Genomic DNA, 17,989 nt, shown 5'->3' on the forward strand with positions numbered 1-17,989 from the left:
CCGGTCTGAACACCAATGTCCACCTCAGCCAAGCCTGCCTCGGCCTGCGACCTCAGGTTTAACTGAGCGGGGCCGAAGCTTGGGGGCACGCGAAAACCAATGCAACGAGATTTGCACGACGCTCCGCTGCGCCGTCCAGTGGTAGCCGGCGCATTGAATCGATGAACTATGATTCTTGCTCCACCCGAGGAAAACCATGATGTGTGGACGCTTGAGCCAGTACCGCGGCATTCACGACTTCGTCGCGGCCCTGGGCATGCCCGGGGCCATGGTCAACAGGGTCGGCGAGCAGGCCCTTGGCTGCTACAACGCGGCGCCGACGATGCAATTGGCCCTGCTCCATGTTGCCGGCGACACCTTGCATGCCGATACCGTGCGCTGGGGTTGGCGTCCGCACTGGGCCAAGGATCGGACCGTACCGATCAATGCCCGAATCGAAAAGGTCGCCCACGGCCCTTTTTACCGGCAAATCTGGCCGCACCGGGCGATATGTCCCATCGACAGCTGGTTTGAGTGGGTCGACGAAGGTAGCCCGAAAAAACAGCCCTACCTGATCAGGCATCGCGACGGGTCGCCTATCTTCTGCACATCGATCGGACAACTGCCTGGTCTCGATGAAGGCCACGGCCAGAGCGACGGTTTTGTGATCATCACTGCCAACGCTCAGGGCGGCATGGTCGACATTCACGACGGACGCCCGGTGGTGCTTTCACCCGAAATGGCCCGGGAATGGCTGGACCCGGCAACACCTGGAGAACGCGCCGAACAGATGGCGCTGCATCAAGGGGAGGCTGCAGAGGCCTTCGAGTGGTTCAAGGTCGGCACCGCCGTGGGCAATGTTCGAAACCACGGGGCGCAATTGCTGGAGCCACTGGCAGACACGGTCAGTGGCGAAGTGAGCCAAGCCAACGCCGATTTGATGTCCATCGGCCCTCTGCATGAATAACCTGTAGACGCGTCGCTCACCGCCCGAACAAAATGACGCACTGCCTAAAGGGCCGCTGCGGAATTGTTATTGAATGGCAAAGAAACAACAGATGCACACCGAGGCCGCGACTGCTGCCGATATTGAACGATCCATTCAGGCCCTTAACAAAATGGCCGAACGCCTCTGGGGAGATGGCCGAGAGGTCGAAGCGAAAGCGCTCCTGGACGCACTGGATGGATTAAACAGGGCGTTGGACCGTATCAGAATCGGCGAAAGCCGAAGAGTCAAAACCCTTCATTAAGCCCCCATGCTGACCGCAAATGATGTGCAAATCAGGCCGACAACTTCGCTCCTCTGGTGCTGCTCTCTGCGCGAGCAAACACCGGTTCCACACCATCATCAGCCTGTGCCTGGCACTGAGCATGACGACTTAGTCACCCAGGAATTTCAAGAGTTGAGTCAATACCGACTCTTCTTGAGCATCCAATGCGGCTTTGATCTCGCTACACCGGCCCTTCAGCGACACGCTATCGCCAGCCAGTATTTTTCCATTTGGCCTGCATATATCCAGCGCAACACAGAAAATGCCGGCACCGACTTCCTCACCATCAAAAACAAGCTCAACTTCCTTGGGGAAAAACGTGACATAGACACATATTTTTTGACCCGAGTAGAAGTAGTGACCCTTGTTTCTCGTCAGTGAAATATTTTGACTTTTCGAAGCTTTCCTATAGAGGCCGTCTAAAAAACCTTCAAGAACATTAACAATGTCTAGCCCTTCACTCACTATCCAGCTCCTTGCGACTCAGGTATTTCAGTACGCCTCCAACAGCGCTAAGCCGAAGCCAAGAGCACTTCCATAAACGCCGGGCCTGGCAAATCCCTCACCTGCCCTTCATCAGTAACGACACAGCCAGCGGCGCCCGCGAAGAGTTCCTGATCTTCAGAAGCGATGTTCAGCCTGCAAACTACTCGATAGCGAAACAACCAGCCCTGCGCGACGCGACCGCACAGCTCCACCACCTGTTCATACCCGTCAATGCCCAAAGGCCCGGCACCATGAACTGCTGCAAGCCGGGTGGCCGCGTTAAGCGCCTGGATATCGTTATTTGCAGGATCTTCGTGCATCCGGGTTGGCCTGGATTGGTAATAGGAATTGGCGTACGTGCGGCCCGCGGATGGTCGTTTTGCTAGCAAAGCCTGCGGTCGACCCAGGGCAGCACGCGCATGGGCTGCTGTTTTACCCGAACCCTGCAGGCCAGGACAATCGCATGCAGCGTCAAACCTCCTGAACCTCGGCAGTTCTGGCATGCAGCCGGACCACCCGCAGCACCGTAAAAACACCCAGGATCGGCGCCAATGCAAACACGCCAAACAACCAGCCGGCGGCGCTTGCCGTGCCGGCGATGCCGCCGGGGTCCGTGAGGCCTGCGACGTTGGCCACCATCCCCGCCAACGCCGCACCGAGCGCAGTGGCGAACAACTGCACGGTGGTGATGGACGCTGCCGCCAGAGCCTGCTCGCCTGCCGAGGCGACCTGAAACACGCGGGTCAGCAGATGGGGCCAAGCCAGCCCCACGCCCAATCCGATGGCCACAAGCGCAAGGCAGATCGGCGTGATCGCGAGCCCGCCGCCGGTACTTTCGATGGGCATCAAAACGGCAAGCGCTGCCATGCCGGCCAGGCCGAGAATCGGACCGGCGAGGATGGCGTACCGGATGCTTTTACCCGTCGCCCCTGCGCTGGCAATTGACCCCAGCGTCCATCCGGCCGCCATAAGCGCTGCAAGATAACCGGCGGCAAGCGGGGACTGATGGTGAAGGACCTGCAGGAACAGCGGCACGAATATCTCGCCACTGGTAACCGCGACCGCAAGCAGCGACATCGTTGCATACAGCGCACCCAGCGCTGTTGTAATGCGCAATGCACCTTCCGGCAGCAGCCTATGGCGGGCGCGGCCTTCAGTGGCCACCAGCAGAGCCGTCAGGACAGCGGCGGCGACCAGGCCTGCGATGTTCCAGGACAGGGTCGAGGAAACACTGCCGAATGAGACGGCAAGAACCGCCGACGTCAGGAGAACGAGTTGGGCGAGTGGAAGCGGCGAGCGTTCGCCTTTATCAGCCCTGCGCTTGGGCAATACGGCGACAGCCAGCAGGGCAAACAGCACCGCGGCTGGGATCAGCGACCAGAATGCCGCTCGCCATACACCCAGTTCAGCGAAGATCCCGCCGACGGCAGGCCCGACCAGGGTGGCCACGCCCCACATGCCAGAGACCAACGCCATCGCGCGCGGCCATAAGGCTTCATCGAACACCAGCCGGATCATGGCGTAGGAAAGCGCGAACAAGAAACCACCGCCCAGCCCCTGAATCAGACGTCCTGCCAGCATGACGGGCATTGACGGGGCACTTGCACAGATGAAGGTGCCGATCGCAAACACCAGCGAGGCAATAACGTAGGCGCTGCGCGGCCCGGCGCTGGTGAGCAACCTCGCCGACAGGGCCGATCCGAGAATGGAAGCCGCGACGAACAGGGTGGTGTTCCAGGCGTAATAGTCGATACCGCCGATGTCCGAGACGACGGAGGGCAGAATCGTGGTGGCGATATACACATTGATCGCATGCAGCACGACACCCCCTGCGAGCGCGAGCGAACGCACACCATTCCAGCCAGACAGCAAGGCGGCCCACCCGGTTCTTGAGTGACGGTCCTGCGTCGAGGCGCTCGTCTCTGACGCAGTTTGCGAATAATGACCAGAAGGAATATGACGCTTGTCCATGTGCACTCCACTTCGAGAATTCACCCGCTGCGGCGAATGAAGGCTTGCAAAGGCAAGCCGACGCTCTTTATAAAACCTCATGTATAGATGAGGTCAAGAGAGAGCAGACAGTCATGATCGATGTGCACGTGCCACTTTCGGTTGGAGAGTTGGCTCGCAGAAGCGGGGTCACTATCGCAACCGTGCACTTCTATGAAGCAAAAGGCCTGATTCAAGGGCAACGTAGCGCGGGCAACCAACGTCGTTATGCCCGGGACACTCTGCGCCGCATTGCCATCATCAAGATCGCGAAGCGTGCAGGTGTGCCGCTGGCGGCGATCAAGGACGCGCTGGATGGACTTCCTTGCGGACGACCGCTGACGGCAAAAGATTGGACGCAGCTCTCAACGATCTGGAGGGACATGTTGACTGAGCGCATTCGCAGCCTCACGCAACTGCGCGATCAGCTCGACGGTTGCATAGGCTGTGGCTGTCTCTCCATGGACGACTGCCCTCTTCGCAATCCAGGCGATCGTCTGAGCCAGCTCGGGGAAGGTGCCGTTTTGCTCGAGAAAGACACCACGCCACCCGCGTGAGCGAATCGACGAGCGTCATAACCGGCCAAAATAATACGGTTTTATTTGTCGTACGGGTCGTTGCGCCGACTCCCAAGCCGCATTTTTTCTAGGCCTTGTCTTGCTGCTGGTATTGAGCAACCAGCTTGTCCAGAAACTCAAAGAGCTTCAGGTTCATCTCGGCATAGGAATGGCTGCGCAGCGTCGCCGGCTGCTGTACGAAACGACGACCTGCCGACGCCGCAAGTTCTTCGCTGGAAGCGTTGATCAGTTGCTCCACCACGTCCGCCGTGAACTCCATATGGCACTGGAAGCCATAGACCAGATCGCTGTACTCGACAATCTGACGCGGGCAGCCCTCACTGTAAGCGAGGACCTTCGCATCCGGCGTCAGGCCCGGCATATCGTTGTGCCAATGCCCCACTTCAAGCACATCGCCAAAATGCGCAACCTTGGCATTCCCCTTCCCCGCCTCCGTCAACACGATCGGGAACGTGCCGATTTCTTTTTCCGGACTGTGGCCATGCGCAGCACCCAGCGCCTCACCGATCAGTTGCGAGCCGAGGCAAACACCCACCACGGCCTTGTTGGCCTTGACGGCTTTCACGGTCAAATCGCACTCGGCCGCTGCGTCAAAATGAGCGCACTCCTCCTTCGTCGTCGCAGGAGACTGTGGCCCGCCCAGCACCACCAGCAGATCAATGTTCTCCACGCTCGCGGGCAAGGCATCCCATCTATGAACGCGCGAATAACTCGCTTCGTATCCACGCTCCCGAACCCAGGCCTCATAGGCACCGGGCGACTCGAATGCTTCGTGAACCACGAAATGGACGTTCATTAAAATTCCTCGATGGGCAATTGCGCGGTGGGACGGATCGAATGACACGCAAAATACTATATGACACATTGTGTCACTAGCAAGTCTGACGCTTCCAAGATGCCGCCCTAAAGCCCATGGCTCGAGTCACGTTCAAGATCGAAAGCCTGCGCCGCGGCTCAGCCTTTGCAGCAACTGCGCTGCTCAAACGAGTCCATTTACTTCCCTGTCTTTTTCAGGGAAACCGGAATGCCCCAAACCAAGTCTTCCATGCCCACACTTCCAAGCATCTGGGTTTTCATCGGCTGAATGCGAGCAAGCACCTGGCGGCTTTTCTCGTTGAGCGTTGGCTGCGCGTTATCGACGAACTTCTTCGTCAGCTCGACTGGAGCAGGCCTCACATAAACCTGAACGTCGCGCAGTGCGCATTTTATGTTTTGTGTGTCGACGGCTTTGCAGGTTTTCTTGTCATAGCTCACCGCCGGCGTTTTCAAGTGGAAGCGGTCGCTGAGCAGTATCTGACCTGGTTGGATGGTAAAGGCCAATGGTGCATAAGCGTCTGGTATCTGCGCTTGCAGTTTTATGGACTGGACATCCCTCATCTTCGTGCCATCGGTCCAGCCAGCGTCCGATACCTTCTCGCGCGTGTTGTACTTTTGCTCTGTCCAGCCAACGCATTGGCCGGAGGCCACGTGCACCGTACTGCAAACATTCTGCGAGTTAGTCTTGTCCTGGTAGGTCTCACTACGCCAGTACTTCTCCTTGAGAAATTGGCGATACAGCACTGCGGACAGATTCACCGTTCCACGGCCACTGGCCTTTGGCTGCCCTTTTGCGGCTCCCACTTGGGCAAGTGAGCTGTCTATCTTGTAATCGATCCCGCCAGACATCAGATAGGTTCCGGGCGGGACAATGTGGACTTCGAGGAAGTCCCACAGAAAGACTGTTTCCTTGATTTTCTCCAGGTCGTTATTGGCGAACGCCTGCATATAGCCTTTATCTGGCTGGTCCTTGTTCTTGAAAATGACGCGATGAGAGTAGCTTGAGAGGTCCGTCACACTCTTGTTCGGCATGAGTGCCGGCACCAGCACCACGGACATGCCGTCCCGAGTAGCGCCATCGATGATATCCAGGAGTTGATTGGTCGGGTCCTGCATGGCATTGCCATTGATGCCGGAGTTGCCAAGAGGTACACAGGCCGTCAATAAGGTCGCTGCACCCAGCACAGCGAAGGAGAACGGGTGCTTTGACAGAGTCTTCATTGGATATCCTTATCGGTAACGGGGCGATGGCTAAATCGCGCTATTTTGCGGTCGAGCCTATGCAGCGACAAATAGATCGAATGTGCTAATGGCAGCTAGCCATATCTGCCGCAGTACTCCAGGCCCGACACCGTGTCGAAGAGATCGTTAAGCCAAGGAAACAAGGAGAAACTTGCGGAGCGCCTGCCGATGGTTGCGGACCATCTGGCAAAAAACGGGGCGATAAAAATCGCTGCCGTAAGGGCTGTGGGACGATGCGTCAGTGAGCAACGGCAACGGCGCCAAATACATCGTGGTGCCAGAGGGAAACCACCCTATGTCTCCCGCGCGATGTAATTTCGTTGCCGCTGGATCGATGGTCTCGATCCCAAGGGGTTTAAACATGCGGCGCAGGGTCCAGGATCAGGGTCTCTACCTGGAACAGAGGCACGTGAGTGAGGACGGCGAAAGGTCGTTGAACAGGCACCCGCTGAAGTGTGTGGTCCGCTCTTCCATGAGCCTAAACATCGTGAAAATTCTTCAATCGAAATAAACCATAACCCACCAGGCAACAAACCCACTTAACGCGACTGTATGGACAATGAGTAAATCGCGTACACCTATTGGTCTGTCGGAAACTAACCAGTAGGCGATGACCAACGGATAGGAAACCAGACAGGTAACGCCTAAAACAGCCATCGCCAGCACAAATCTGAGGTCAGTTAAAAAGCCGGGTGGACTGGCCAAGCAGCCAATGAAAGCTACTGCGCCCAATGAAGCAACGATTATCAAAAACGCTATGATCACTCGCTGCGCATCAGTCTGATACTCCATAACTCTCAACTTTCAATCCTTTAAAGGGGGGGGCTTGATCGCCGGCCATGATATCGCAGCCAGCGTTCAATAAGTGCCGAACGTAATACCAGATCTGTTGCAGGGGGCCAGGGGCAATACAAAGGCGTATGCAAGAGGATGCCGCGCCGGCACTAAGTAAAAAACCTCAAATTAACCCCTGAATGACAACTTGCTCAAAGCGCCGCATAGACGAGGGATGATAGCCGGCTAGGTCGAGGATCGATCATCGTATGGCTGCCCGAGGTCGTGGTGACAAAACCAAAACTCACTTGCCTTTCGGGATCGGCGAAACTTATCGGACCGCCAAGCCCGATATGACCAAAGGTGCCTGGGCCCATTGCGTGGGAAGCCGCTGGATCGAGTTGCTGCTCCAGCATGCAGCCTAATCCATAACGCATTGGGCGCATCCATATCCGATCCATGCCATGACTGTGCTCTCGAGTGAATTCACTCAGCAGTTCACGGCTGATGAAGTTTCCCGCCATTAATGCACTGTAGAAACCGGCCAAGCCGTGAGCCGTGCCATGTCCGCACACAGCCGGCTGCCGATAAGCCCACCAGCGAGGGTCACTGGTCCGTTTAGGCACCATTCCGGGATTGGTGAAGGCGTATGTCGCGATATGCGATGGCTCGCTTTTCAGCACTGTTCGCAGCGCTTGCGAGTAGGGATCACCGACTCGGCCCGTGGCATTGTCGAAACGAGCGATACGATGAAAGTGTTTCTCGTCCACGCCAAGGTGAACGTCGAGGTCATGGGGGTCCAGAATCTCTTCGTGGATAAAGACACAGGGGTCTCGTCCGTCCACACGACGAATCAACTCACCGAGAATCCAGCCAAAGGTAGTGGTGCCGTACCCCAGGTCTGTGCCCGCTTCCCACCAAAGCGGCTCGGCCTCCAGGACCCGTACCATGTGCTCCCAGTCATACATCATGGCGTTATGGTCGGGGGCTCGCAGCGCCGGCAGGCCCGCGGTGTGGTTCATCACCTGACGCAGGGTGACCTTTGCTTTCCCGCTCTGGGCGAATTCAGGCCAGTAACACGCCACAGGCGCATCCAGCTCCAGCTTGCCCTGCTCAACCAACATCAGAACGGCCACCGCAACATAGGGCTTTATAACGCAAAAAGTATTGGCCAACGTATCGCGCGTCCAGGGCTTAGTACCCTCTTGATCCGCCATGCCGGCCCACAGGTCGACGACCACCTCTGCGCCTACCTGCACGCAGAGCCCGGCCCCACGCTCCTGCGGATCATCAAATATGTCCTCGAAGGCCTGCTTGACCGCTTCGAACTGCTTCGCACACATCCCTTGCGCTTTCATGCTAAGACTCCTCGTATTTGAAGTGTTGCCTTGATACTTGCCAAACTTGACCATCATCAAATCTGCCAGGCGATAAGAAATATCCCGCCGCCTGGCAGACCAGTACTTAAGTAACAACACGCTCTTGGACTGTAAAAGTTATGGCTTATCGGCGGCGCCCGCCATCAAGCAGATAATGTTTATGGGAGAACTCACCCCCGCGACCGAGTTTGAGAGTGCGCCATGGAAAAACGGTTGGCTCGCTTGTAGGTGCCGAAGTCATTGAATCTGACACCGGCCTGCGCCATGACTTTATGAGCATAAGGTGCCGTCATCTGGCGAAGATAGAACGGGTCTCTCACAACAAAGTGGTGAATACTGTGAGTACTACCGAAGTTGAAACAGAACATTTGAAATGGCCATAACCACCAAGGGTTCATCACCTGAGTTTGCTGCAATGCATTACGCGGAGCAACATCACCATAATAGTGCATATTTGAACTTATAAAAAACAGGCAGAACTGCCGTATCAAATTTGGAGCGATCAGAATAACGACCACGCTATTGACGACATCCATAATCGCCAATGTTGCAGCAGAACTGTGAACCTCCTGTCCCATGACTGACCCAAGCCAGACATAAAGGTGGTAGCCGAGGAACACATACCAGCATCCCCAATACAAAAGTCCGAAAGGCGTATTGAGCCGAATAATCTTGCCTAACAATTTTACCTTTTGCCGCCATCCTGGCGCGAAAACCGCATTTAGAAAACCAAATACAAATCCATCCATCAGTTTCAATAACCGTAGTATTCCCCATGGGCTACCACTGGTCGTGATCCATGCTTCAACATCCGAGTCAGTTCCGGACTCCTTATGATGATGAAAATGCAGACTGCGTCTCAGCCAGGGACTGGGCATCCCCGGCCGAGCCAGCCAGCACATAAACATCATGACGTTATGGGCCAGCGGTTGCTTTCTGAAATAAAGGCGATGAATCAAATCATGTTCGATTTCATGAATGAATGAAGTCAGCAGCGCATTGATCAAAATACAGCTCCATCCTGGGATAAAACCCTTTATGTAGAGCCCTCCCGTGACGATCATCCCTACTAGGGAAAACGCCATGACACTCGCACCCAGAGCATTCTGATACTGCAAGATCGGATAACGCTTGCGTAGCTCATTTCCATGTTCGGTAATTCTCCGAGTTACATGATCAATCTTTTCCTGATCGGTATTTAGGCGATCAATTTCGATGGCTTTTTCCAAGACCTTCATCAATTCATCCTCTGCTTGCGTCGGGGAAGTACCAGCTTCGTCAAGCCGGCCAAGTCAATTGTTGCAGCTATAAACAGTACGCATTGAAATTCACCGCGTGAATTCACGCGCATCATTCAAGAAATACGAAATCGACTGCTTGCCAAAAAAAAGTTGCCAGAATCATTCCAAGCTTTAAAATGATAAAACAAGTTAAATTCTTTGCAACTGTGTATTTTGGGTAAGCTCAGCGTTACAGGTATTTGTGTAAGGATTTAATAATTTAGTTACAGTTTGCATAAGTATAAAACGACTGCGTACAAGTATTGCCAAGGAGGCACCATGAGACTGCATCGCATCAAATATTTCCGGCTCTCTCTACAAGAACCCGAGGGCACCGTAGAGAAAATAACCAGCCATGATGTATTTGACGCCATGTTTTGCGATGAACCCGCAGACAATGCCGTAAATCGCGCAGGCCTCGAAAGGCTAATCCGCTACATACAGTGCGGAGATACTGTGGTAGTGGACAGCATGGCAACGCTCACCTCCAGTACCGAGCAGTTGTGCACCATCATTCGCCGGCTGATTGAAAAGCAGGTAACACTAGAGTTTTTGAACGAGAACCTGATTTTCCGGCATGACTGCCTTGAAGTTGTGGAGCCCATCATCGCGGTAATGGAGCTGCTCGCAGAGTTCGAGCGCGCTGCTAGAAGGGAAAAACAGGCAGTCGGAATTGCTACCGCAAAAAACCGCGGCTCTTATAGAGGTCGCAAGAAGAAACTGTCGGACAATCAGGTTGTAAGTTTAATTGACCGCGCCTGCGCTGGAGAAAGCAAATCTAAATTGGCGCGTGACTTTGATATCAGCCGTCAGACGCTTTATCGATACTTGAGATCTACATAGAGGCCTCTGCAGGCACTTACTGATTCGATACCTCTTTCGTGATTTTTTTGAATTTCGGCTTTTCGCCGGCCGGTGCATCGTAGACACCTTGGAGCGGACGCCTTTGGCCGAAAGTCACCGGTCATGGCTGAACGATTTCACCGCCTGGGGTATCAACTCGGTACGACTATCAATCGGGTTCTACGGATGGGGACTCGTCCCCTACCACCGAATGCCGAAGCCGCTTCAAGCGAGCAAAATCCGCCTTTTTGCGCATCGGAAATGGTGTGCAGCAGTCTCTGACAGTGCCGGGGTTTCCCAATTTTTACCTTAAGTGGTTTCGTCCTTATGGCCGCTATTATCTAGTACCAAAAAGGGCACCGCCGCGTTGGCGGAAGGGGAAAGGTAGGTACTGAAATCCAATTAGTGGCTGGATGCATGTACTTTCCTCATTTGTCCAGATTCAGTACATGGTGCATCCGTAAGCCAATTATTTCCCGCAACCACGCAGCATGAAACTCCATGTCTTCCAGAGAAGTGCCCTCAGCCAATCGATATTCAACCTCCTTGCCCCTCGGCCCCTGACACACGACGCTAAAATAACCATGACGGTCATAACTGGCTAACACGTAAGGGCTGATACAAATAATGTCGCTAAATGGCACCTGCACTTCGGTGGGCTTACGACCGCGCCGGGTGACCGTGAGGGTAAGCAGTTGCTGGTTTTCGTCGAACGTGAAGGCCAGCACTCTAGCGGCAGAAGAGATCCACGCGAAGACCAGCCCTATGAGCACAACAGAACCACACAGGAACTGGATGAGCGACGACGTTGTGAGGCTAGAGCCATCGCTGCTCGGTTCACCTGGTATCGCTTCGAACCCCAGAAGGAGCAGTATTGTCAGCACTAAGCCTGGCAACAACCAAAGCACCACAAAGCTGAAACCCAAAACGGCCGCACCCGTGCTGCCAACGGTCAGTTGGTCCGGGCCGCGATGCCAAATAGGGGGGTGGGCGACGGGGCTGTCAGTGCTTGACGCGGCTAGAGGCGCTGCGGCGCGGTGAGGGGGACTTTGACGAGGCATCTAGCGGGTTCCAGGATGGCTGCGTAGACGGTACCACTACTACCAGACCGTCTGCCCCAGAATCATCAGGCTTTTTTCACTGCATTTCATCCGTTTCGCACTCACCTGCGGCATATCTTCTGCGCCCCATTGGACCATGTACCTGAGCTTTTTGGAGGCTAACATCTTCCAGAATTGCCATGAGTAGCACCTTGAAGAAGCCACGCTACTTCCCTTCCCCACCTTTTCATCCAAAGCCTGTTTCGACACATCCAAAAAAATTTGAACTGCTTTTGCCCGCACTCGCCTAATGTTCAGCCTGTGAAAAATCTCACAGGCAATTTGCCAAAATCGGCATACCCGAGAGGTGGGCAACATGGCTAAAGATGAGAAGAAAAGCAAAGGTGAAGCTTCGAAAGCCAGCAAGGAATTAAAAGACAAGAAGTCATCACCGGCAAAGAAATCAACTGCGGCTTCGGCTCTTTCGAAATCCTCTGAAAAGAAAGACAAGAAAAAAGACGTCGAACCAAAGAAATCTGCAAAAAAAACTGATAGCAAGCCAGAAAAAGCTAAGAAATCAGAGAAGGCGGAAAAGCCTGCTAAAAAGAAAAAGTGAAACCTGCTAGGGCTTTACGCCCTAGCTTTCTCAAGCGGTGCGGCCTTTAAAAGCCCCGATACTCGTCGCGCGCCGCGCCGTATGGCTTTTACGTCTTCAGTTATTTGTCATGTTTGCTAAGGCGTTTTAAATCCTCACGAGGCTTTGCCCACTCAGCGGTCATTCAATCGATATATTGAACTGCTTTTGCCATAAGGTTTGGGCGATCAAAGGTATCTATGGAGTCGATTTTTCCAAGCATCTCCTTAACCTTTGTTTTGAAGGTGTGGTTGTCCATATCGATCCAATAACGCGTTGGGCGATTGTTTTTTTCGTCGTATTCAGACGTGGTCGGATCTTGGCTCCGGTAGGGCTCATACAGTGGAATTTCAGGTAATGGACGTTGAATATCCATAAAATTTTGCAAGAAATCCCACAGCGCACATGGCTTCTGCGTCGTATTGTCAGGGGTTATCAGGGCACTCAGATTGATGGTAGCGGCACTGTAGCGATGAGCCAGTTGCAATCCATTCGTCGGTAATCCTTGGCGATCCGGCGAAGTTACGATATATGCATCGAACTCGTGAAATGGCGCAACTATGTCGTGGGTTTGACCTTGTGTTTTCACATCCGCGCTATTGAAAATAGTCACCTGTCCTGTAACACGGTTCAACTCCCATAGTGGACCGCCAGGAGGTCGGAACCAAACTCGCGGGAAGTAATTGACAATGACGCTGCTAACCAGCCAAGGGGGAAGTAGTATTTTTGAAACGAGTACGGTAATGGAGTTATTTAGCAGCTCTCTTATATTGAATCCCGCTGAATCCATTTCGAACAACCAATCAATCAAGATGCACAGTGGAAGGAGAATAATTAACCCCCACTTGCAAAACGTCCTAAGTGAGAGCCAAAACTGAGACCGGAAGGGCAACTGCGCGAATCGAAATCGCTCATGATCATATCGACAGTGCAGCTCCACGTCTTCGAATGGGCGTGGCACGTATTTCCCATTCGCTTTCATCTCAGCCTTTTCTTTCTCCCACTGCTCCCAAAAACGCATACTTTCTGGTTTTGGGTCCTCCATGATGTTGTCTGGAACCACATCCTGCGTGTAGCCCCAAGGCAAGCGGGTGCCGGTGAATTTGTGCAGGACACTTCGCTTTTCGGAGCCTGCCTGCAAGGGTATGCGGTCCGACCGGTAAGCTTCGTGAGAATAGTAGAGCTGTGGTTCAGCGGTTTTTGACATGATCAGTCCTTGGTCGTGAGCTCGTCGACCCTGAACGGGCGGTTGATTTTGTCAAGGTCAATTGCGCACGTATGGCTCAGTAGATGCACAGCTCCATTGCATCCGTGCACATTCGCTGTGCTTTATAAATTGCAGGGCTATCAGACGCTTTTTTTAGTTGATTACGGAAGTGATTGCCCAAATCCCAGGCAATAAAAAACCCCGTAGATCATTGATCTACGGGTCTTTAGAGTGGGGGCCGAGGTTGGAATCGAACCGGCGTAGGCGGATTTGCGATTCATATAAAACCTCCATGTTTTCAGTAAGTTAATGAGGAATCGATTCCGCAAGCGCCCTACTCTAGCAAGACTGAAGCCCACGTCCTATAGGGGGTAGGATTTTGATTGCGGAACTGATTTCTTAGGGGCTTCGAATGGTCAAAAGAGGTCAGTCATGAGCTGCTGCTTTCAGCCAATCGCGACCCCGCTCCACGACAACTTGGTTGCTCCCTCGATATTCTTGTGAGAGGTTTAAGTTTCGTTAATTTTTAGGAAGAACATGGACATTCGATCGACGGAAGTAAAAGACTGGATGCTTTTGAAGCAAGTTCGTCTCGCAGCCCTTTTGGACACACCAACCGCGTTTGGTGTGAGCTACCAGACTGCCGCCCAATACAGTGACGAACAATGGAAAGACAGAGCCTCGTCGACCGGAACTGAATTCTGGCTGGCCGTGAAGGACGATAAACCGGTTGGCATGATCGGTGCGGCATTCAGTGGCGCGAATCGCTATAACTTGATCGGGATGTGGGTTGAACCTACTGCGCGAGGCTCTGGTGTGGCAGCTCAGCTGGTTGAGGCAGTGAAATCTCGCGCGATAGAGAAAGGCCATGATCGTGTTTTTTTGGACGTCTCTCCCGACAATGCCAGAGCCTCAAACTTCTATCTGAACCAGGGGTTTTCGTTCATAGATGAATGGGAACCTTTAGAAAGTCATCCCCATATCATGGTTCAGACAATGCTCTGGACTATTCAAAGCTAACTGGCAAGCTCTTCTGCTGGCTGGCCGTTGTTTGCGGATGTCTGCTATCGGCCAAAAGCAGACGCTCATAAGCGCATTCACAACCTACAGCAACCCTTTAGCATAGAGTACTGTCACCTAAGTGTTGAGACGCAGGTATAACGACTTCTGGGTTGTAATCGGTTTATTTGAATGGAGTCTCGTGCGACGCTTGCAGCATCACCCTTTCCTTACATCACCTCTCGCTGCGCGCATGGACGCAGTCGCGATTATCGTTAACTGCGGATTTGACAACAGTTAGCGCATATGGGTAAATCAAAAGCCTAGGGCAAAGATGCTTGCAGACTTATTTGATTTAAAATTAATTATTGTTCAGGGCTAAGCTTAGAGAGAATCAACTAATATGATTGTACTTCTGATCGCACTAATCTGTAGTCTTGTTGGTGTTTCGGGGCTCGCGCTCTATTTTTACTTTCTATCTCGAGAAAAACAAAAAAACGAGAAGCAATTGATGCCGTTTGATTCAACGTTAGTAGCTTGGTGGGCGGCTGCTTTCGCCTTATTGATATGCTTTGCTTTTTTCATGCTTTTTGATCAGGATTTTGCCATTGACAACAATATTGGACAAATTGGTGATTTTATTGGAGGGCTAACCAATCCGATCTTAAGCTTTATCGCACTTCTGGTATTGTTGAGAACTACAATGATTCAGACGGCCGAAGCGAGAAAAACTGCTGACTTCCTAGAGCGTCAAATGAGATTTATTGAACGAGAAAAATTTGAGGGAACTTTCTTTCAAATTTTGGAAAGATTGGAAGCATATTGTGAAATCCATTACAGGCAGGCTGATAAAAATACCGGCGTTACAGAGGGAGATAAAATATCAATGAAGATTAGTGCGAATAATATCGCTCACAGCAAACTATCGTCGCGCGCACAATATCAAGCTGTAAAAGGGGTCGTGAGTGGCCTGCTAAATAACGACATCTGCATTGGATTAAATAATCGCGCTATTCGTGCCTTGCGACTTATCAATAATGCAGATATACCAGAACCATTAAAGCGATCTTTCTCTAGTTTATTGACTGATTCTTTGTATCCAAGCGAGCGAAAAATTTTAGCGCATTATTCTTTTTTTTATAATCGTAACGCACGAAGAATGTTGCGCGAGTGGAGATTTCCGAGACTCAAAGAACATGCGTTCGCCTCGACATTAACATTTCAATATTATTATAACGGTGTCAAAAATTAGTTTTGGAGAGCACAATTAAAAAGATGGAATAATTTCACAAAACTATTCAAGCTATTAATTATCAATGGGGTTTATTGAGAGCCCCTAGTTGACTAGCAGCTGTCCGCCCGTTGTTGAATTGCCGCTTTTGGCCGATTGCTTACTTTCGCAAGGGGCAGCTATATAACGCCCCTTCGCGACAGGCTGCAATCGGCCAACAAAGGACAAAAGCAGCCGGGCTCAAGTGAGCTTAAGACCGGAGCGATCCACTTGGTCTAAAGTTTGAGTTCAACCCCATATAACTATTCACGGTAGAACTATGACAGAAGAAACGGCGGAGACGAATCAAACCCTCCTTTGCTCTGATTGCTTCACAGATGAAGGACTGCGGATAGATGCATTCAAGCTCGGCATTGAGGAACACTTGAAATGTCCGAATTGTCATAGCCAAGAAGGGCGAAAGCTGACGAAGGAGCTTATTGAAGCTCTTGCATGGCGCTTTTTTGTGGGTGGAACTACCATTCGTTGCGACTACGGCGCAGCGCCTGTTATTCAGTGCAACGAGCATCACTTTGGGAGGAGCGATATATCGCCCTCGATCTGGCTCAAAGATGACATCAGACTTCTTGAGGAGGCTGCTCAGCTTGGCTTCTTCCACTACGGCCCACGCCTCTGGATGATTGGCGAAGTCGAGCCACTTAAGGATCTTCAGGATGAATCGAAGCGGTTGCAAATCATCAAGCGCGTGATGAAGGAATACCCAGTAAAGACACTTGTAATGGGGGAAAAGTTTTATCGCCTACGAATCTGCCCACAACGTCCAGCTGATCCGGCAGAGTACGACAGCCCACCGATTGCACTCGCTGGAAAGGGGCGACTCGACTCGCCAGGCTTTCCTATCATGTACGGATCGCAGGACATCGACGTTTGCATCCATGAATGTCGAGCATCGACAGATGACGATATCTACGTTGCTACCCTGGAGCCCAAGCGAAACCTACGGCTCCTGGATCTTACTCATTTACTCGAAGAGGATGTGACAGAGTTCGAAAGCTTGGATATGGCTATCCATATGCTCTTCCTGGCACGTTCTCACTCCTATGAGATTTCCCGAGCAATCGCATTAGCAGCCAAAGAAGCGGGGTTTGACGGCATAATTTACCCGTCGTTTTTTAGTTTGATTCGCACTGGTGGCCATCCCTTTGAAACCACCTATGGTATGTCACTGCGGCGCTATCATCCTGAGCGGGAAAAATACGCAGAAGCATACACAATCCAAAATTTTGCCCTGTTTGGACGTCCACTGGAGAATGACCTTGTAAGCATCAAATGCATTAATCGATTGATACTCACTCAGGTCGGATATAGAGGACATTTCGGCCCCGTGGAGTACTGACTCAAGTGTGGTGGCTATCGCTCTTCCTTGAAGGGCATCGGGTCATCTGCTTCCTCTCACGACGGGCAGCAATTGGCCGAAAGCTGTCGCTTCCACGAACCTAGCTTGAATACAACAATGGCTGAGGGGCAAGGTCGTCCATAGCCAAAAACGGCAAACATCCAAGCCAACATCCACCCTCAACTCATGCTCAATTGAGAGATACTTCTCTTCAAATCGACGCTAAAAAGAGGCTAATTGCGGAAGCGATCCAAAAAATTGCGGAAGCGATTGCCCAAATCCCAGGCAATAAAAAACCCCGTAGATCATTGATCTACGGGGTCCTTATAGTGGAGGCCGAGGTCGGAATCGAACCGGCGTAGGCGGATTTGCAATCCGCTGCATAACCATTTTGCTACTCGGCCCCAAGTATCCAATACCCATGAAGCAGTGCTGGACACATACAAACTTGAACAGCGAACGAGATCTTTATCACCTCGCAACTCTTTGTTTTATAAAGAGTTTTCCGCTTTCCCGTTAAGGAGTGGTCGCAATTATGGACTTGTTTTTCGTTCATGGCAACTCCCTCTGTGATTTTTTTCAACATTTCCCGTGACTTGCGTGATTTCACCCTGGAGAGGGGCAATGCGGCATCTGCTCCAGCGGGTGATGCCCCCCCCCCCACGCCCCCACCCCCCCGCACCCTCCCCGGCCACTTCCCCTCCTCCCCCCCCTCCCCCCCCCTCTCCAGCCGCCCCCTACTCTACTATGCACCCCACTCACATCCTCACTCACTCTTCCCACACTCGCAATCCAAATCCCGCAAACCACCCGTCTTCTATGCCACACACACCACCAACGCCAAC

General features: G+C 52.5%; 18 protein-coding genes and 1 tRNA gene. 8 read left to right on the forward strand and 11 right to left on the reverse strand.

Features of this window, described 5'->3' with window-relative positions:
- Positions 1-199 precede the first annotated feature (199 nt).
- Positions 200-946 (forward strand): SOS response-associated peptidase family protein, encoded by a 747-nt coding sequence (locus MF4836_RS28115; RefSeq protein ID WP_078473086.1) that lies wholly within the window; start codon positions 200-202, stop codon positions 944-946.
- Between the two features lie 73 nt (positions 947-1,019).
- Positions 1,020-1,229 (forward strand): hypothetical protein, encoded by a 210-nt coding sequence (locus MF4836_RS28120; protein ID WP_078473087.1) that lies wholly within the window; start codon positions 1,020-1,022, stop codon positions 1,227-1,229.
- Positions 1,230-1,358: 129 nt separating this feature from the next.
- On the opposite strand, the gene MF4836_RS28125 is transcribed toward MF4836_RS28120, so the two are convergent.
- The 3 genes from MF4836_RS28125 to MF4836_RS28135 all read right to left on the reverse strand — a co-directional run bounded on the left by MF4836_RS28125 (position 1,359) and on the right by MF4836_RS28135 (position 3,707).
- Entirely contained in the window at positions 1,359-1,715 is a 357-nt protein-coding gene (locus MF4836_RS28125; RefSeq protein ID WP_078473088.1) for a hypothetical protein, read from the reverse strand.
- 47 nt (positions 1,716-1,762) lie between these two features.
- A complete protein-coding gene (locus MF4836_RS28130) occupies positions 1,763-2,056 on the reverse strand; it encodes a hypothetical protein (RefSeq protein WP_078473089.1) in 294 nt (97 codons plus the stop codon).
- 151 nt (positions 2,057-2,207) lie between these two features.
- Positions 2,208-3,707: an MFS transporter gene (locus tag MF4836_RS28135; protein ID WP_078473090.1), complete on the reverse strand. Its 1,500-nt coding sequence runs from the start codon at positions 3,705-3,707 to the stop codon at positions 2,208-2,210.
- A 113-nt stretch (positions 3,708-3,820) separates the two neighbouring features.
- Here MF4836_RS28135 and soxR point away from each other — a divergent pair, with 113 nt between their 5' ends.
- Positions 3,821-4,282 carry a redox-sensitive transcriptional activator SoxR gene (soxR, locus tag MF4836_RS28140; protein ID WP_078473113.1) on the forward strand — a complete coding sequence of 154 codons (462 nt, stop codon included), beginning with the start codon at positions 3,821-3,823 and terminating at the stop codon, positions 4,280-4,282.
- Between the two features lie 88 nt (positions 4,283-4,370).
- Here the strand turns inward: soxR and MF4836_RS28145 are convergent, their stop codons facing one another.
- The 5 genes from MF4836_RS28145 to MF4836_RS28165 form a co-directional block, all read right to left on the reverse strand.
- A complete protein-coding gene (locus tag MF4836_RS28145; protein WP_078473091.1) occupies positions 4,371-5,099 on the reverse strand; it encodes a type 1 glutamine amidotransferase in 729 nt (242 codons plus the stop codon).
- A gap of 197 nt (positions 5,100-5,296) precedes the next feature.
- The gene (locus MF4836_RS28150) at positions 5,297-6,340 is read right to left on the reverse strand and encodes a hypothetical protein (RefSeq protein WP_078473092.1); all 1,044 of its coding nucleotides are present in this window, start codon (positions 6,338-6,340) and stop codon (positions 5,297-5,299) included.
- A gap of 519 nt (positions 6,341-6,859) precedes the next feature.
- Complete coding sequence (locus tag MF4836_RS35210; RefSeq protein WP_153050279.1) at positions 6,860-7,153, reverse strand: hypothetical protein; 294 nt, start codon at positions 7,151-7,153, stop codon at positions 6,860-6,862.
- A 194-nt stretch (positions 7,154-7,347) separates the two neighbouring features.
- Positions 7,348-8,493 carry a serine hydrolase domain-containing protein gene (locus tag MF4836_RS28160; protein ID WP_078473094.1) on the reverse strand — a complete coding sequence of 382 codons (1,146 nt, stop codon included), beginning with the start codon at positions 8,491-8,493 and terminating at the stop codon, positions 7,348-7,350.
- 191 nt (positions 8,494-8,684) lie between these two features.
- Complete coding sequence (locus MF4836_RS28165) at positions 8,685-9,752, reverse strand: fatty acid desaturase (RefSeq protein WP_078473095.1); 1,068 nt, start codon at positions 9,750-9,752, stop codon at positions 8,685-8,687.
- A gap of 321 nt (positions 9,753-10,073) precedes the next feature.
- Here MF4836_RS28165 and MF4836_RS28170 point away from each other — a divergent pair, with 321 nt between their 5' ends.
- On the forward strand, positions 10,074-10,637 hold the full coding sequence (locus tag MF4836_RS28170; protein WP_078473096.1) for a recombinase family protein: 564 nt from the start codon (positions 10,074-10,076) through the stop codon (positions 10,635-10,637).
- A gap of 428 nt (positions 10,638-11,065) precedes the next feature.
- On the opposite strand, the gene MF4836_RS28175 is transcribed toward MF4836_RS28170, so the two are convergent.
- Positions 11,066-11,698: a hypothetical protein gene (locus MF4836_RS28175; protein WP_238596221.1), complete on the reverse strand. Its 633-nt coding sequence runs from the start codon at positions 11,696-11,698 to the stop codon at positions 11,066-11,068.
- A 346-nt stretch (positions 11,699-12,044) separates the two neighbouring features.
- Here MF4836_RS28175 and MF4836_RS28180 point away from each other — a divergent pair, with 346 nt between their 5' ends.
- Entirely contained in the window at positions 12,045-12,293 is a 249-nt protein-coding gene (locus tag MF4836_RS28180; RefSeq protein ID WP_078473097.1) for a hypothetical protein, read from the forward strand.
- Positions 12,294-12,456: 163 nt separating this feature from the next.
- Here the strand turns inward: MF4836_RS28180 and MF4836_RS28185 are convergent, their stop codons facing one another.
- On the reverse strand, positions 12,457-13,518 hold the full coding sequence (locus tag MF4836_RS28185; RefSeq protein WP_238596222.1) for a hypothetical protein: 1,062 nt from the start codon (positions 13,516-13,518) through the stop codon (positions 12,457-12,459).
- A 537-nt stretch (positions 13,519-14,055) separates the two neighbouring features.
- On the opposite strand from MF4836_RS28185, the gene MF4836_RS28190 reads away from it, so the two are divergent.
- The 3 genes from MF4836_RS28190 (at position 14,056) to MF4836_RS28195 (ending at position 17,144) form a co-directional block, all read left to right on the forward strand.
- Positions 14,056-14,538: a GNAT family N-acetyltransferase gene (locus MF4836_RS28190; RefSeq protein WP_178102993.1), complete on the forward strand. Its 483-nt coding sequence runs from the start codon at positions 14,056-14,058 to the stop codon at positions 14,536-14,538.
- A 382-nt stretch (positions 14,539-14,920) separates the two neighbouring features.
- Positions 14,921-15,769, forward strand: a complete 849-nt coding sequence (locus tag MF4836_RS35215; protein WP_153050280.1) for a hypothetical protein — start codon at positions 14,921-14,923, stop codon at positions 15,767-15,769.
- A 298-nt stretch (positions 15,770-16,067) separates the two neighbouring features.
- The gene (locus MF4836_RS28195) at positions 16,068-17,144 is read left to right on the forward strand and encodes an RES family NAD+ phosphorylase (protein WP_078473098.1); all 1,077 of its coding nucleotides are present in this window, start codon (positions 16,068-16,070) and stop codon (positions 17,142-17,144) included.
- Between the two features lie 330 nt (positions 17,145-17,474).
- On the opposite strand, the gene MF4836_RS28200 is transcribed toward MF4836_RS28195, so the two are convergent.
- Positions 17,475-17,548 (reverse strand) — tRNA-Cys (locus MF4836_RS28200).
- Positions 17,549-17,989: the final 441 nt, after the last annotated feature.

It is taken from the genome of Pseudomonas sp. MF4836, assembly GCF_002018875.1.
Taxonomy (GTDB): domain Bacteria; phylum Pseudomonadota; class Gammaproteobacteria; order Pseudomonadales; family Pseudomonadaceae; genus Aquipseudomonas.